General features: G+C 30.8%; 13 protein-coding genes. 7 read left to right on the top strand and 6 right to left on the bottom strand.

Annotated features, from left to right (window positions below; all coding sequences use genetic code 11):
* The first annotated feature begins 30 nt into the window (after positions 1-30).
* The 5 genes from SJY27_RS12410 to SJY27_RS12390 all read left to right on the top strand — a co-directional run bounded on the left by SJY27_RS12410 (position 31) and on the right by SJY27_RS12390 (position 7,396).
* Positions 31-4,350, top strand: a complete 4,320-nt coding sequence (locus SJY27_RS12410; RefSeq protein ID WP_397445166.1) for a CusA/CzcA family heavy metal efflux RND transporter — start codon at positions 31-33, stop codon at positions 4,348-4,350.
* A gap of 2 nt (positions 4,351-4,352) precedes the next feature.
* Positions 4,353-5,474, top strand: coding sequence for an efflux RND transporter periplasmic adaptor subunit (locus SJY27_RS12405; RefSeq protein WP_397445165.1), 1,122 nt, complete (start codon positions 4,353-4,355; stop codon positions 5,472-5,474).
* 137 nt (positions 5,475-5,611) lie between these two features.
* Positions 5,612-6,145 (top strand): DUF3575 domain-containing protein, encoded by a 534-nt coding sequence (locus SJY27_RS12400; RefSeq protein WP_397445164.1) that lies wholly within the window; start codon positions 5,612-5,614, stop codon positions 6,143-6,145.
* A gap of 41 nt (positions 6,146-6,186) precedes the next feature.
* On the top strand, positions 6,187-6,690 hold the full coding sequence (locus SJY27_RS12395) for a DUF3575 domain-containing protein (RefSeq protein WP_397445163.1): 504 nt from the start codon (positions 6,187-6,189) through the stop codon (positions 6,688-6,690).
* 163 nt (positions 6,691-6,853) lie between these two features.
* Positions 6,854-7,396 carry a GDSL-type esterase/lipase family protein gene (locus tag SJY27_RS12390; protein WP_397445162.1) on the top strand — a complete coding sequence of 181 codons (543 nt, stop codon included), beginning with the start codon at positions 6,854-6,856 and terminating at the stop codon, positions 7,394-7,396.
* 1 nt (position 7,397) lies between these two features.
* Here the strand turns inward: SJY27_RS12390 and SJY27_RS12385 are convergent, their stop codons facing one another.
* Positions 7,398-8,939, bottom strand: a complete 1,542-nt coding sequence (locus SJY27_RS12385; RefSeq protein WP_397445161.1) for a glycine--tRNA ligase — start codon at positions 8,937-8,939, stop codon at positions 7,398-7,400.
* A gap of 46 nt (positions 8,940-8,985) precedes the next feature.
* Positions 8,986-9,549 (bottom strand): class I SAM-dependent methyltransferase, encoded by a 564-nt coding sequence (locus SJY27_RS12380; protein WP_397445160.1) that lies wholly within the window; start codon positions 9,547-9,549, stop codon positions 8,986-8,988.
* 47 nt (positions 9,550-9,596) lie between these two features.
* On the opposite strand from SJY27_RS12380, the gene SJY27_RS12375 reads away from it, so the two are divergent.
* On the top strand, positions 9,597-10,283 hold the full coding sequence (locus SJY27_RS12375; protein ID WP_397445159.1) for a ComF family protein: 687 nt from the start codon (positions 9,597-9,599) through the stop codon (positions 10,281-10,283).
* Between the two features lie 57 nt (positions 10,284-10,340).
* Positions 10,341-11,957 carry an Ig-like domain-containing protein gene (locus SJY27_RS12370; RefSeq protein WP_397445158.1) on the top strand — a complete coding sequence of 539 codons (1,617 nt, stop codon included), beginning with the start codon at positions 10,341-10,343 and terminating at the stop codon, positions 11,955-11,957.
* Positions 11,958-12,183: 226 nt separating this feature from the next.
* Here the strand turns inward: SJY27_RS12370 and SJY27_RS12365 are convergent, their stop codons facing one another.
* From SJY27_RS12365 to SJY27_RS12350, 4 genes are all read right to left on the bottom strand, one after another.
* Positions 12,184-13,332 carry a cystathionine gamma-synthase gene (locus SJY27_RS12365; RefSeq protein ID WP_397445157.1) on the bottom strand — a complete coding sequence of 383 codons (1,149 nt, stop codon included), beginning with the start codon at positions 13,330-13,332 and terminating at the stop codon, positions 12,184-12,186.
* 88 nt (positions 13,333-13,420) lie between these two features.
* Complete coding sequence (locus SJY27_RS12360) at positions 13,421-14,557, bottom strand: IS110 family transposase (RefSeq protein ID WP_397445156.1); 1,137 nt, start codon at positions 14,555-14,557, stop codon at positions 13,421-13,423.
* 406 nt (positions 14,558-14,963) lie between these two features.
* A complete protein-coding gene (gene leuB / locus SJY27_RS12355; RefSeq protein WP_397445155.1) occupies positions 14,964-16,085 on the bottom strand; it encodes a 3-isopropylmalate dehydrogenase in 1,122 nt (373 codons plus the stop codon).
* Between the two features lie 15 nt (positions 16,086-16,100).
* Complete coding sequence (locus tag SJY27_RS12350; protein ID WP_397445154.1) at positions 16,101-17,276, bottom strand: 2-isopropylmalate synthase; 1,176 nt, start codon at positions 17,274-17,276, stop codon at positions 16,101-16,103.
* Positions 17,277-17,288 lie beyond the last annotated feature (12 nt).

Raw genomic sequence — 17,288 nt, 5'->3', positions numbered from 1 at the left:
TGTTTATTAATTTTTGTTTTATTATGAATTATGTTAGAAAACATTATAAAATTCAGCTTAAAAAATAAGCTCATTATCTTTTTGTGTACTGCTGCTGTAGTTGGTTTTGGTATCTATTCGTTAACCCAAATTCCTATTGGTGCTGTGCCAGACATCACCAATAATCAAGTACAAGTCATTACAACATCTCGCAATCTTTCTACACAAGATGTAGAACAATTTATAACCTATCCTGTAGAATTAGAAATGGCAAATTTGCCAGGTGTAGTAGAAATTAGATCGGTTTCTAAATTTGGTTTGTCTGTAGTTACCATTGTTTTTAGTGATGATATGGGTACCTACCTACCCAGACAATTGATTGCCGAAAAAATTAAATCTGCCTCTGAGAAAATTCCACAAGGTTTTGGCACTCCAGAAATGGGACCAATCACTACAGGTTTGGGCGAAATTTATCAGTACATTTTAGATGTAAAACCAGGTTACGAAAATCAATATTCGCCAACCGAATTAAGAACCATTCAAGATTGGATTGTAAAACGACAATTATCTGGAATTCCAGGAGTGGTTGAAGTAAACACTTGGGGTGGATTTTTAAAACAATATGAAGTTGCCATCAATCCAAATAAATTAAATGCGATGCATATTTCTGTCTCAGAAATTTATGACGCATTAGAAAAAAACAATAGTGTTGCTGGTGGTGGTTATATCGAAAAAACCAACGAAACGTTTTTTATTAGAGGTGAAGGTTTGATAAAAACCCTAGATGATATTGGCAATATTGTGGTAAAAAATGAAGGCAATCCGATTTACGTAAAAGACGTAGCCAAAATAGGGTTTGGTAGTGCAACGCGTTTTGGCGCAATTACAGGAAATGGACAAGGAGAAAAAGTTCTTGGACAAATTATGATGCTAAAAAACGGGAATTCTAAAGAAATTATTGATGCTGTAAAAGAACGAGTGGCTGCCATTCAAAATGCTTTGCCAGAAGGTGTATATATCAACGGATTTTTAGAACGAAGTGAACTCATAGGAAAAACAACCTTTACTGTTGCTGAAAACCTAATTTTGGGTTCATTAATTGTAATTTTTGTAGTAGTCTTATTATTAGGCAATTTACGTTCTGGTTTAGTGGTTGCTTCTGTAATTCCGTTGTCTTTACTTTTTGCCATTTCTTTGATGAATGTTTTTGGGGTTGATGCCAATTTAATGAGTTTAGGCGCTATTGATTTCGGAATTATAATTGACGGTGCTGTAATTATTGTAGAGTTTATTGCTTTTAGAATTATTAAAGAAAGTGACAAGCTCTCATCACTTTCATCAGTAGTAAAACAAGAAGAAATTGATGCAATTACCTTAAAAAGTGCTTCAAAAATGATGAATTCTGCCATTTTTGGGCAACTTATCATTTTAATTGTTTTTATTCCAATATTGTCTTTAGATGGTGTAGAAGGCAAAATGTTTAAACCTATGGCATTGACTTTTAGCTTTGCTTTAGTAGGCGCTATGCTGTTTTGTTTAACCTATGTACCTGTAGTTTCCTCCTTATTTTTAAAACCTAAAAAGGAATCTCAAAAAAATATTGCTGTTCGTTTAATAAAAATGTTAAACTCTTTTTATGCACCAATAATTCACTGGGCATTATTTCATAAAAAAATAGTGGTTGGCTTTGCTGCCTTTCTTTTAACGGCCAGCATTTGGTTATTTAGTACCATGGGTGGCGAATTTGTACCTACTTTAGATGAAGGCGATTTTGTAATTCAGCCTGTTTTAAAAACAGGAACTTCTTTAGGAAAAACCATAGAAATTACCACTCAAATTGAACAAATCCTACTAGAAAAATTCCCAGAAGTAGACCAAGTTGTGAGTAGAATTGGTGCTGCAGAAGTACCTACAGACCCCATGTCTATGGAAGAAAGTGATGTAATCATCAAACTAAAACCAAAAAACGAATGGGTATCTGCAGAAAGCAAAGACGAATTGGCAGATCAATTTAAAGAAGCTTTATCAATTATACCTGGGATGGAAGTCGAGTTTACGCAACCTATAGAAATGCGTTTTAACGAGCTAATTACAGGCGTAAGGGCAGATGTAGCCATTAAAATTTTTGGTGAAAATTTATCGATTTTAGCAAATAAAGCTGATGAAGTAAAAGAATTGATTAAAGATGTACCAGGAGCTTCAGATATTACTATTGAAAAAGTAGAAGGATTACCACAAATGAGTGTTACTTACAACAGAAGTAAAATTGCACGTTATGGTTTAAATATTGCTGATATCAATCAATTAATTTCTATGGGGTTTGCAGGCGGAACTGTAGGCAACGTTTTTGAAGGTGAAAAACGCTTTGATTTGGTGATTCGTTTGGATGAAAAAAATCGTAAAAATTTATCAAGTCTACAAAATTTATTTGTTGATGTACCTAATGGAAACAAAATTCCGTTAAGTGAATTGGCCGAAATTAAGTATACAACTGGGCCTGCAAAAATTTCTAGAGATGATACCAAACGTAGAATTGTTGTTGGCGTAAATGTTAGAAATAGAGATTTGCAGTCGGTTGTAGACAATGTCAAAACAATAATTGACACAAACCTAAAGCTACCTGTAGGCTATACAATTACATATGGAGGTCAGTTTGAAAACTTACAAAGTGCTAAAGCGCGTTTAACCATTGCTGTTCCTATTGCGTTAGTATTAATCTTCATTTTATTATATTTTGCTTTTGGCGCTATAAAAGATGCAGTAATGGTGTATTCTGCAATACCCTTATCTGCAGTTGGTGGCATTTTGTTTTTATGGTTAAGAGATTTGCCTTTTAGCATTTCTGCAGGTGTTGGTTTTATTGCACTTTTCGGAATTGCTGTGCTTAACGGAATTGTACTCATAGAACATTTTAAAGAATTAAAAGAAGAAGGAATTATAAACATTAATGAGCGTATAAAACGTGGCACTTCAGAACGTTTAAGACCTGTTTTATTAACAGCAGCAGCAGCAGCTTTAGGCTTTTTACCTATGGCAATTTCTACGAATGCAGGCGCAGAAGTACAACGACCTTTGGCAACAGTAGTTATTGGTGGTTTAATTACGGCTACCATTTTAACGCTGGTAGTATTGCCTGTTTTATATGCTTGGTTTGAAGAAAAAAAAGAAATTAAAATGAACAAAACCTTAATTTTAACCCTTATTGGATTCTTTTCTATACTGCATACCAATGCGCAATCTAAATTAACTATTGATGAAACTTTGGCTTTAGCGTTTAAAAATAATGCAAGTTTAAAAGCTGCAAATTTAAAAGTTGATGAAAGTAATGCTTTAATTGGTAGCGCATTTAGTTTTGATAAAACTGCTATATATTATAGTTATGATGAAAATAATTTAGCATTGAACGATTTGCCCTTAAAAGTTTTTGGCATTGCCCAAGATTTTAAATTTCCAACCGTATATTTTACAGATAAAAAACTAAATAAGGTAAAATCTGCTTTAGAAAAAACCAATGCTAATATTCAAAATCAGCAAGTGCAAAAGGCAGTATATGCCCATTATTATCACCTAAGTTATGCAAAAAACAAAACAGAAACTTATAAATATTTAGATAGTTTGTATAAAGATTTTGCAAAAAAATCGAAACGTAAATTTGAATTGGGTGAAACCAACTATTTAGAAATGATCACTGCAAAATCCAAACAAAAGCAATTAGAAACTGTTTATAAACAGGCTATACAAGAAGTAATTTTATCAAAAGAAAAACTAAAAAGTGTAGTACAAATTGATGTAATAGCCACTGTTAATGAACCTCTAAAAAAGTTGCCATTACAAAATACCTCTACCAAAGATAATTTAGGAATGCAGTATTTTAATGATGCCAAGTTGTATCAAAATATCTTATACAAAAAAGAAAAACAAAACTTGTTGCCAGACATTAGTCTCGAATATTTTCAAGGTAGCAATACTCAATTGAACACGAGCTTAAGAGGTTATCAATTCGGTTTAAAAATTCCGTTTTTGTTTTCTGGAAATGCATCAAAAATTAAGGCATCAAAAATAGCAAAAGCAGTGATTACTGAGCAACAAGAAGATTATCAGACAAAATTACAAGCGCATTACAATTCACTTTTGGCAATATTAAAGCAAAATGAAAGTGCAATAAATTATTATGAAAACGAAGGTAAACAGCTAAAAAATGAAATTATAAAAACAGCCAACAGAACGTTTAAAGAAGGTGAAATCGACTTTTTTCAATATATACAAAGTATAGAAACTGCCACAGCTATTGAGCTATCTTACCTCAACAATTTAAACGATTACAATCAAACAGTTATCGAAATTAATCACCTTATGCTAACAATTTTTTAAACATGAAAAATCTATATCTATTTTTAGTTGCCATGCTATTTTTAGCTTGCGGAAATACAGAAAAAACAACTGAAACAATTACTGAAATTGACCAAAACTCTAATCAAATCAAAATAACAAAACAACAATTTGAGAGTCAGCAAATGCAGTTTGGCCAACTTACAGCACAACCTTTTAATTCTGTAGTAAAAGCAAATGGTTTTATTGATGTTCCTCCAGAAAACCGAGCAAGCATAAGTACTTTTATTGGAGGTTATGTTAAAGAAATTCCTTTATTGATAGGCGATAAAGTAAAAAAAGGGCAATTTATAGCTAGCTTAACTAGCACTGAAATTGTAGAAATTCAACAACAATTCTCTGAAATTTCAGCACAGTTAGCGTATTTAAAAAACGAATATAAGAGGCAAAAAACCTTGTTTGATGAAAAAATAACATCAGAAAAAAAATATTTAAAAGCAGAAAGTACGTACAAAAGTAGTTTGGCACTGTACAATGGTTTGCATCAAAAACTTACAATGTTAAACATCAACCCCCAAAAAGTAGCGGAAGGCAAAATTACATCAACTATTAATTTATATGCCCCTATAAGTGGCTATGTTACTGAAGTAAATGTAAGTAATGGCTCTTTTGTTTCATCTGCAAGTGAACTGTTAGAAATTATAAATACAGACCACATTCATTTAGAATTGAATGTTTTTGAGAAGGATATTTTACACATTAAAAAAGATCAAGACATCATTTTTAAAGTCCCAGAATCCTCCAACAAAAACTACGAAGCTGAAATTCATTTAGTGGGTACCTCTATAAACAACGATAGAACCATAAAAGTGCACGGACATTTAAAAGATGAGCGCGTGCGTTTTATTACAGGAATGTTTGTGGAAGCAGACATTATTATATCTTCTAAAAAAGCGATTTCTATTGCAAAAAGTGCGGTTTTAAAAAGCGATACAAATGCTTTTATATTAACTTTAATTAAAGAAGAAAGTGACCATTTTGTTTTAGAAAAAACTTTGTTAAAACTTGGTGTAGAAAACGAAAAACATATCGAAGTTCTTAATTTTGAAACGTTAGAAAACAAAAAAATTCTTACCTCAGGTGTTTTTATGTTAAGTGATTTTTAAATCCAAGACCACCTTAAAAATTAACGCAACCTTTTAGGGTTTTACTCGTCTATTAAAGGTAATATTGTATCTAAAGTAGACCGTAAAAAATGGTATACTTTTTGATTTAACCCTAACTTAATTTTTAATCAACCATTATGAAAAAAATCACTTTTATTATTTTAATTTTATTAAGTTCTTTTTCGATAGCTCAACAAAAGGAAAAAACCGAATATCCACAAGATGTGGATAAAAAAACTGAAATTAAAATTAATGTTTTAACTCTTGTTGCTGGACCTTGGCTAGACGTTTCTTATGAAAGACTTATAGATGAAGAATCTTCTTACGGATTAGCTGCAACCTATAATACTGATACTAATGAAAGCGGTTTAAGCTACGCAATAACTCCTTTTTACCGACGTTATTTTTCTGGTAAATTTGCACGCGGTTTTTTTGTTGAAGGTTTTGGAGTTTTATTTTCGGCAAGAGAATATAACTACAGTAACTTTTTTAATTATCAAACTAACGGATTTGAAACTGGTTTTGCACTTGGAGTTTCTGTTGGTGGAAAATTTGTTTCTAAAAAAGGTTTTAGTACAGAATTACTTTTAGGTGTTGGTAGAAATTTAGATAGAGATTCAGATTATGGTGCCTATCCAAGAATTGCTATTGCAGTGGGGTATAGATTCTAAAAATAAATTTAGTAATTTCATACCTTAAATTAAAATTCGTTATGAAAAAAATAGTCTTATTTTTTATACTTCTTACAAGTTCATTTGTATTTTCTCAAAAAGAAATCAAATTAGATATTGCTGATGCTCTAGTTATAAGAGGTCTAGAATTCTCTTATGAAAATTACATTAACAATGAATCTTCTTTTGGAGTATCTGCACTTTTTAATTTAGCAAAACAAGATATTAACTTTAGATACAATGAAAATATGATGATCACACCATATTATCGTCATTATTTTACCTCTGAATACAATTGGAACTTTTTTGGTGAAGGTTTCTTCGGAATTAATTCTGGTAAAAATGAAATACCCAATTTAGGAGGTAGTGGTATTACTTATGAAAAATATACAGATGGTGCTTTAGGTATTGCTGTTGGTACAAAATATGTTGCTAAAGGCGGTTTAGTAATTGATTTTTATGGTGGTTTAGGACGTAATTTATTTGGATCAGAATCGCCTGTAATTGTACCAAGAATTGGATTTAATGTTGGTTGGAGGTTTTAAAAAAATGAAAAAATTGTTGTCTTACTCATTATTTTTAAACGTTATTTTTTTACTATTATTTGGATACTTTTTTTTTATTAAAAGAGATGGATTTAATTATTTAAAAACCAAAATATTTAATACGATAAAAGAACCCTTAAACTCTCATCTTTACCAAACTAAAATGAGTGTATTTAATAGTATGTCAATTGTAGAAGGAAGTATTATTTTTTTAGGTGATAGTATCACTGAATTTTGTAATTGGAGTGAACTTTTTGGTAAAAATAACATCATAAACCGAGGAATTAGTGGTGATACCCTTGATGGTCTTTTGTATAGAGTTGATGAAGTTATTGAGAGAAAACCTAAAAAGATATTTTTAATGATTGGCATTAATGATTTAGGTAAAGGCAAAAATGTAAATCAAATACTTGAAAAGTATACTATTTTAATCAAAAAAATACATACAAATTTACCTGAAACCATCATTTATATTCAAAGTGTTTTACCTGCAAAAAGAAAAACACTTCGCAATACTGATATTAAAAACATCAATATTGGATTAATTAAAATTGCGAATAAATACAACAAAAACTATATAGACCTTTACTCATCATTTTTATCTAAAAACAATGAGTTAAATGATGCATATTCGTTAGATGGACTGCATTTAAATGGCAAAGGATACCAATTATGGAAACAAATCATTAAAAAAGATATAGAATAACCTACATCTTCTGCAACCAAGTTTTCACATCAACCTCAGCTTTTATAATATTTCTTAGTTCAGTAATTGCAACTCTTTTTTGCTCCATAGTATCTCTATGTCTAATAGTAACAGAATCGTCTTCTAACGAATCGTGATCTACTGTAATACAAAATGGAGTACCTGCAGCATCTTGTCTTCTATAACGTTTACCAACTGCATCTTTTTCATCATAAAAAACATTAAAATCCCATTTTAAATCTTCCATAATTTTTTTAGCAACTTCTGGCAAACCGTCTTTTTTAACTAAAGGTAAAATGGCTGCTTTGTATGGTGCTAAAACTGCTGGCAACTTTAAAACTGTTCTTGTTGTACCGTTTTCTAGTTCTTCATCCACTAAAGATTTAGAGAAAACCGCTAAAAACATTCTGTCTAAACCAATAGAAGTTTCTACTACATATGGCACATAACTTTTATTTTCTGTATGATCAAAATATTGTAATTTTTTACCAGAATATGCTTCGTGTGCTTTTAAATCGAAATCAGTTCTAGAGTGAATTCCTTCTAGTTCTTTAAATCCGAAAGGAAAATTAAACTCAATATCTGCAGCTGCATCTGCATAATGTGCTAATTTATCATGGTCGTGAAAACGATAATTTTCTTTACCCATACCCAAAGATAAATGCCATTTTAAACGGGTTTCTTTCCAGTTTTCGTACCATTCTTTTTGTGTGCCTGGTTTTACAAAAAACTGCATTTCCATTTGTTCAAACTCTCGCATTCTAAAAATAAATTGTCTTGCCACAATTTCGTTTCTAAAGGCTTTACCAGTTTGTGCAATTCCGAAAGGAATTTTCATTCGCCCAGTTTTTTGCACGTTTAAAAAGTTTACAAAAATACCTTGAGCAGTTTCTGGACGTAAATAAACTTGCGTAGAATTTTCTGCTGATGCTCCTATTTTTGTTCCGAACATTAAGTTGAATTGCTTAACTTCTGTCCAATTTTTTGAGCCAGAAGCTGGGCATCCAATACCTAAATCTACAATCAATTGTTTAAAACCTACTAAATCACTTTCTTCTTGAACGCGTGTTAATTCTGCAGAAATTTCATCAATTTGTTTTTGACGACGAACTACATTTTGGTTCGTTGCTCTAAACTCATCCTCATTAAAAGCATCACCAAAACGTTTTTGAGCTTTAGCAATATCCTTTTGAATTTTTAGATTTATTTTCTCTCTAAATTCTTCTACTAAAACATCTGCTCTATAACGTTTCTTAGAATCTTTATTGTCAATTAAAGGATCGTTAAAAGCATCTACGTGCCCAGAAGCTTTCCAAGTGGTTGGGTGCATTAAAATTGCAGCATCAATACCCACAATGTTTTCGTGCATTTGCACCATTGCTTTCCACCAATACTCTCTAATATTTTTCTTTAGCTCTACTCCATTTTGAGCATAGTCGTACACCGCACTTAATCCATCATAAATTTCAGAAGACTGAAATACATAACCATACTCTTTTGCGTGCGATAAAACTTTTTTAAATTGATCTTCTTGTTTTGCCATAATTAGGGCAAATATACACGTTTACAGAAATTTTTCAACAAAAAAATTACTCGACTTTTTTACATCGATAAATAAATGCTGGGGGAATATTTAGAACCTGAAACTCTAACGAAATAGACTCTTGAAAAACTTTTTTTAACTTTTTATAATAGGTTAAACTATATTGATATTGAACAAAAGTACCCTGATGTTCGAGAACTTGATAAGTTTTTTTAAGAATTTCATTTGATATCTCATCAGGTATTATTGTTAATGGCAAGCTAGAAATGATATAGTTAGCTTTGCTTATATTCAATTTTATTAACTCTTCTTTAATTTTTTCTGCAGATGCCTTTACAACAACCAATTGTGGGTGTTGTATTGCCTCTAATTGATCATAAAAATTATCATTAATTTCAAAACAAATTAAAATTGCATTTGGCGATAATCTTTCTAAAATATATTTTGTAATTGCCCCATTTCCTGGGCCAAGTTCTACAACAACATCTGCTTTAGCAAAATTTATTTTGCGTATCATTTTTTTTGATAAAAAACGAGAACTTGGGGTAAGAGTACCTAACGTTTTAATGTTTTTTATTGCTTCTTGAAAAAATTTTATTCTACTAACCAAACAGTTTCTCTTAATTTTTATATATTTCTAAAAAATGTTGTGTAAAGATGAAACTTTTAAAAGATTTATTCTACCTTTTTTATCCAAAATTATGTGTAGTTTGTGAGGAACACTTGGTAGAAAACGAAACCGTAATCTGTACAATTTGCAGGCACGACTTACCACTCACTAATTTTCAAGATTATACAAATAATAAAGTAACACAAACTTTTTTTGGAAGGGTACTTGTAGAAAAAGGGTATGCCTTGTTATTTTATCGAAAAAAAGGTACTACCCAGCAAATGATTCACGATTTAAAATACCAAGGTAATCAAGAAATTGGGCTTTTTTTTGGGAATTGGTTAGGACAACTTTTACAAGAAAACAAAGAATTAGATAGTGTAGATGTTATAATTCCTGTACCATTACACCCAAAAAAATTAAAAGAAAGAGGCTATAATCAAGTTACAGAATTTGGTAAAAGATTGAGTTACTTTTTAAAAACTAAGTTTATAGAAAACGAACTGATTCGTATTTCATCAACTAAAACACAAACATTTAAGGCACGTTTTGAGCGTTTTAGTAATAATGATACCAAGTTTTTATTAAAAGATCCTAGTAAATTTAACAATCAACACATTCTACTTATTGATGATGTCATAACAACTGGTGCTACACTAGAGGCTTGTGCTAAAGAATTTTTAAAGTCAGAAAATTGCAAAATAAGTATCTTAACCATGGCATATACCGAATAAATTTTATGATTTTATATTCAAAAATTAATCGTTAATTTGTGTAAAAATATTTAGTTCGTGAAACTTTTATATAGATTCTTTTTTTTTAGTTTAATTGTAATTTTCATATCAAGCTGTGCAAGAACAGGCAGACCAGATGGTGGCCCAAAAGATGAAGACGCTCCTCTTTTTGTAACTGCAAAACCACCTTACGAAAGCATTAATTTTAAAAAGAAAGAAATAAAATTAGAATTTGATGAGTTTGTAAAGCTAAAAGACATCAATAAGCAATTTGTGGTTTCTCCACCAATGAAAAATCCGCCAATAATTTCTCCTCAAGGAACAGCAAGTAAAGAAATAAAAATAAAAATTTTAGATACTTTACTTCAAAACACTACGTATATTTTAAATTTTGGAAATGCTGTTGAAGACAATAATGAAGCAAATAAATTAGAAAATTTTAAATACGTTTTCTCTACTGGAGATTATATAGATTCTTTAACAACTATTGGAAGTATTAAAGATTCAAAACTAGTAGAAACACCAAAAAATGTAAATGTTTTATTATACAGAATTGATACCACTTTTACAGATTCTATTGTCTACAAAAAGAAACCTAATTATATAACAAATACGTTAGATACTACCAATTTTGAATTTACAAACTTAAGAAAAGGAAAGTACTTAATGATAGCCTTAAAGGAAACTATTAATGATTACATCTTTAACCCTGAAACTGATAAAATAGGATTTATTACAGATACTATTCAACTTCCAAAAGATAGTATTATTACAAAACCCATTGTTTTATTTAAAGAAAATTTACCTTACGAATTTAAAAGAGGTAAAGAAATAACCAAAGGTAAAATTGAGTTTGGTTTTACTGGCAATGCTAAAGATTTAAAAGTAAATTTATTATCTAAAGTACCAGATTCGTTTAAAAGTGTTTCTAAATTTATGAGAGATAAAGACACGTTAAATTACTGGTTTACACCAATAGATGTAGACTCTTTAAATTTTACAATCTCTAACCACGAATTTTTAGACACAGTCACTGTAAAATTACGAAAGAAAAAGATAGATTCTTTACAATTAAGCGCATCTGTAGGAGGTACTTTGCATTTTAGAGACACCTTTTTTATCACAAGCAATAATCCTATTGTAAAGATAGATACTACTAAAATTAGTCTTTTTGATAAAGATACAGTTGCTGTAAACTATAATGTTTTAGCCTCTACAAAAGAAAATAAAATAGGCTTTATTTTTGCTAAAAAACCCAAAGAAAAATATCGTTTTAAAGCCTTACCAGAGGCGTTTAATGATGTCTTTGGAATAAGAAACGACACGCTTTCTTATAATTTTAGCACCAAAGAGATTGATGATTATGGTAGGATTTCAATTAATGTTAATAATGTAAACAACAAAAATATTATTGTTGAAATATTATCTGGCAGTCAACAAGACGAACTTATTGAACGCCAAGTTATTAGTAGCTCTGCAAAAGTTGTTTTCGATTTATTAGAGCCCAAAAAATATACAATTAGAGCCATTATAGACCAAAACAACAACAACAAATGGGATACAGGAAGCTATCTTAAAAAACGTTTAGCAGAAAGAATTATCTATCACCAAGTTATTAATAACATTGCCTTAAGAGCTAACTATTTTTTAGAAGAAGATTTTGTGATAGACTAATAAAACCCAATGAAAATAACACTAATTTTTGCCTTAATTTTTTTAAGCTTAATACTTTGGTTTAAGGCGATTTATGATATTACACGAACTAAGTTTAAAAGCGATATTAACAATAGAAACTGGTTTTTAATTGTTTTTTTACTTCCTGTTTTTGGTGCAATTATCTATTTTTCGATGAAAAAAAAGTATATTTTATCAAAAACAAAGTATAAACCTAGTGCATAAATTAGGCATTTAAAGCTTGTTCTAAATCTGCTAATAAATCATCAATATCTTCAATCCCAACACTTAAGCGAATTAAGGAATCTGTAATACCAATTTTTAGTCGTTCTTGTACTGGAATTGATGCGTGAGACATGGTTACTGGATGATTCACTAAACTCTCTACACCACCTAAAGATTCTGCCAAAGTAAATAATTTTGTATTCTCTAAAAATCGAAAAGTTGCTGCTTTTGTAGCTGATTTTAGTTTAAAGGAAACCATTCCTCCAAAATCTTTCATCTGCTTTTTAGCAATTTTATAATTTGGATGATTTTCTAAACCTGGATAAAACACCTCACCTACTTTGCTGTGATTTTCTAAAAATTTGGCTACTGCCATTCCGTTTTCACAATGCCTTTGCATTCTTAAATGCAAGGTTTTTATACCTCTTAACGCTAAAAAAGAATCCATAGGTCCTGCAATTGCACCCGCTGCAAACTGAATAAAATGGATTTCTTTAGCCAAATTTTGGTCTTTTACCATTAAAGCACCCATAACTAAATCGCTATGACCACCTAAATATTTTGTAGCAGAATGCATTACAATATCTGCACCCAAATTTAAAGGTTGTTGTAAATAGGGTGTTGCAAAAGTATTGTCTACCGCAATTAAAATAGTAGAATGTATTTGTTTTACTGTAGATGATATTGCCTTAATATCTGCAATTTTCATTAACGGATTTGTTGGTGTTTCTAACCAAACGAGTTTTGTTTTTTCTGTGATTGCTGTTGTAACATTTTCAACAACATCCATATCTACGTAGGTAAACTTTAAACCATATTGTTCAAATAATTGTGTAAACATTCTATAGGTTCCACCATACAAATCGTCTCCAGCAATTACCTCATCACCAGGTTTTAATAATCTTAATACACAATCTATTGCAGCCATTCCAGATGAAAAAGCAAAACCATTAGTACCATTTTCTATGGCTGCAAAACTACTTTCTAAAGCAGTTCTTGTTGGGTTTGTGCCTCTTGCATAAGCATATCCTTTATGCACTCCTGGACTAGATTGTGCAAAAGTTGATGTAAAAAAAACAGGAGGCATTACTGCACCTGTAGTTTCTTCTAGTTGCTGACCTCCGTGAATGGTTTTGGTGTTGAACTTCATTTGTTTGGTATTCTAAAAGTTGGCAAACTAGTTTAGGTACTATCTTTAATTCCTAATTTTATTCTATTAATTTTTCATTATTTTTGTTTTAACAGAGAGGAAACACACTGTGATCATTCACTGGAAGTTTACCTTGTGTAGCCTCAATTTTATTGGGGCTACTTTTTATGCCTTTTTCAAAGGCAAACAGAGAGTAAAGCTCCTGCTCCTCTTCTTGGAATTTCACCTTATAGTTTGGATCATAAGCTTCGTTTTTGTTCCATAAATAATAAATCATTGTTAATAGCTTTTTCTGAACAGCAACATAGCTTTTCATCTTAATTCCGTGCTTTTTATAAGTTCTATCATATAAATCTTTAAATTGTTGTACTTCACATTGAATAACAACTAAAGAAGGCATATACAAGGCTCGTCGGATTCTGGAATTTCCTCTTTTCGATATTTTTGTCTTTCCAACTCTAGTTCCAGATTGTGCTTCAACCACATCAAAACCTGCATAAGAGACTACTTGTTTGTAATTATTGAAGAGTGTAAATCCATTCGTTTCTGCAAGAATTACCGAAGTTGTTAAAATACCTAAACCTTTGATAGTGCAAATATTTTCAACTTTTTCTAAAACTTCTTTATTAGACGCTATATGTCCTAAAATCGCTTTATCTAATTCTTTAATTTGTGATTCAAACAAACTAATATTTTCTTTTAATTGTGCTGTGACAGAAGCTAGCTGATGCATTGCGTGACTTAAAGCATCTAATTGATTTTTAATAATTGTTTTTAATTCCGTGAGATTTTGACGCTGTCTTGTTAACAAACGCAATTCATAGAAAAAAACACCCATAGGTTCCCAAGCTTGTAAACATTGTTCAGCCCCCATTTGTGATAATCCTTTGGCATCAATAGAATCGTTTTTAGATTTTAAACCCAAACAGTCTAAATATTTTTTTGCCTTATTTGGCAAAATAATAGAAACTGTAAATCCTTTTTCGTGCAAAAAATAAGCACAGTTTTCGTGATAAATACCTGTAGCTTCCATACATATTACTACTGGAATTGAATCTTTTTGATGTTTTAAAATCCAAACTATTAAATCCTCAAATCCCTTTTTTGTGTTTAAAATCTTTTTGCTAGATTTTACAATTACTCTTTGTCTTTGATCGATAACGCTTATGCAAGCATCAATCTTTTTACTCGAAACATCTAAACCTACTGAATACTTTAAATTCATCTTTTAATATTTTAGGATAAACAAAAAAATTACAAGGGTCTTCGCTCATTTTTTATGCAGCATCTAATTTGTAAAACTAGTGCTTAAGTACTATTGAAACTTAAATGTAATTAAAACCAAGTAGATTAGCCTAAAGTCCACAATATCATCAACAGATGTATTTCGCCCAGATACAATTTTGCTACTTGGTCTTGTTTATCAATTTCTAATTCTAAAGATAGAAAATTTAGATATCTTTGAATATAACAAAGATATGAGCCCAGATTGAAGCATTTGTTTGAGCTCTTTTTTTATGCTACACTTAAATTAAATGCTTTAATGGTAATTCAATTACTTTTTTTAAAGAAAAGATGCTAAAATACATTCACCATAAAAAAAAGCGAGTGCTGAAAGCTGGAAATAGCTTCTAAATAATTGTACTTTGCCCCATATGAATATTTTGAAAATTCATATTACTATCGTCTTGATTTGTAATATAATCTGCAATAAAATCTCCCACTTTTGAGGTGGTTGTTGATTTTTGTGATTTACGTTTGATATCTTTTGTGGTGATGCCTAAAGCGATAGACTTATCTACTGCTCTTTCAATGGCATCCGCTTCTTCATTTAATCCTAAATGATATAACAACATTGCAGCTGATAAAATTGATGCAAGTGGATTTGCAATATTTTTACCTTTTGCTTCGTAATATGTACCATGAATTGGCTCGAAAAGTGCGTTTTTATCGCCTATGGATGAAGAGGCTAACAAGCCAATTGAACCAGAAATTACACTGGCTTCATCTGAAATAATATCACCAAATAGATTTTCTGTAAGGATGACATCAAATTGTTTTGGATTTAAAATTAACTGCATTGTAGCATTATCAATAAACAAATATTCTAAGGTAACGTCTTGATATTCTTCTGCTATTTTGGCTACTGTTTTTCGCCATAAGCGCGAAGTTTCCATAACATTTGCTTTATCTACTAAAGTTACTTTTTTGTTTCTATTTTGTGCGGCTTTAAATGCTAAATGTGCAGTTCTTGAAATTTCTTCTACAGAATACGTGCAGGTATCAAATGCATGTTTTTCGTCTTTACTTAATTCTTTATTGCCAAAATAAATTCCACCACTTAATTCTCTAAAGATCATAAAATCTGTGCCTTTAACCACTTCTCTTTTTAAGGGCGAATTGTAGATTAAATTATCATAAGCTTTTACAGGCTTTACATTACAATACAAGTCTAATTCTTTTCTTAAACGCAATAAACCTTGCTCTGGCCTTACTTTAGCACTTGGGTCGTTATCGTATTTAATATCACCTACAGCCCCAAATAAAATAGCATCTGCATTTTTACAAATTTCTAAAGTTTCTTTTGGTAAAGGATCTCCAGTTGCATCAATAGCACATGCGCCTATTTTGGCTTCTTTATATAAAAAAATATGATCGTAAGCTTCTGCAACAGCATCTAATGCTTTTTTAGCTTGCGCTGTTACTTCAGGCCCAATTCCGTCTCCAGATATTACTGCAATTGTGTGTTTCATAACTAAATATAGCTTTTATACCATTGCGATTTTAGAAGTTTTGTTAACCTCTTTCATAATGGCATGAATATCATCATCTTTTATTTCTTTTTGCCTATCTGCAGCTGCTAAAAAGGAAATATATGCTGAGTCTAATTGTAGTTTGGTTAATTCGTAACCAATTTTTTTAGCTCTATAGGCCAATGCAGCTCTACCACTTCTTGCTGTTAAAACAATAGCACTTTCTGTAACACCTACATCTTCAGGATCCATAATTTCGTAAGTTTCTCTATTTTTTATAACGCCATCTTGATGAATTCCTGAGCTGTGTGCAAAAGCATTAGCACCCACAATGGCTTTATTGGGTTGTACAGGCATTCCCATACTTTCTCTTACCAATATACTTGTATCGTACAATAATTTTGTGTTGATACTTGTTTCTAAATTTAAGTAAGGGTGTTGTTTTAACACCATAACCACCTCTTCTAAAGCTGTGTTTCCTGCTCTTTCTCCAATTCCGTTAATGGTACATTCTATTTGACGTGCGCCATTGATAACACCTGAAATTGAATTTGCTGTTGCCATACCTAAATCGTTATGACAATGACACGATAAAATTACATTTTCTATACCTTTTACATTTTCTCTTAAATACTTCATTTTTGCACCATATTCTTCTGGCAAACAATAACCTGTAGTATCTGGAATATTTAAAACAGTGGCTCCTGCCTTTATTACCTCTTCACAAACTCTTGCTAAATAAGCATTATCTGTTCTACCTGCATCTTCAGCATAAAACTCTACATCTTCTACAAAAGATTTTGCGTAAGAAACTGCTTTTACAGCTCTTTCAATTACTTTTTCTCTTGAAGATTTAAATTTAAATTGTATGTGAGAATCACTTGTACCAATACCTGTATGAATTCTTGGATGTTTGGCATAAGTTAGTGCTTCTGCAGCTACTTTTATATCATTTTCAACGGCTCTTGTTAATCCACAAACGGTTGCATTTTTTACGATTTTGGCAATTTCTGTAACCGAATTAAAATCTCCAGGACTAGAAACAGGAAAACCAGCCTCAATAACATTTACACCTAGTAAATCTAATCTTTCAGCAATTACTAATTTTTGTTTGGTATCTAACTTACATCCAGGCACTTGCTCTCCATCTCTTAGGGTAGTATCAAAAATTTGAACTTTATTATCTTGCATAATTTGTAAAGA

The organism is Polaribacter sp. R77954 (genome assembly GCF_044595335.1).
In the GTDB taxonomy this organism is placed as follows: domain Bacteria; phylum Bacteroidota; class Bacteroidia; order Flavobacteriales; family Flavobacteriaceae; genus Polaribacter.
The sequence above is the reverse complement of the archived record's forward strand: the minus strand, read 5'-3'. Positions and strand labels throughout refer to the sequence as shown.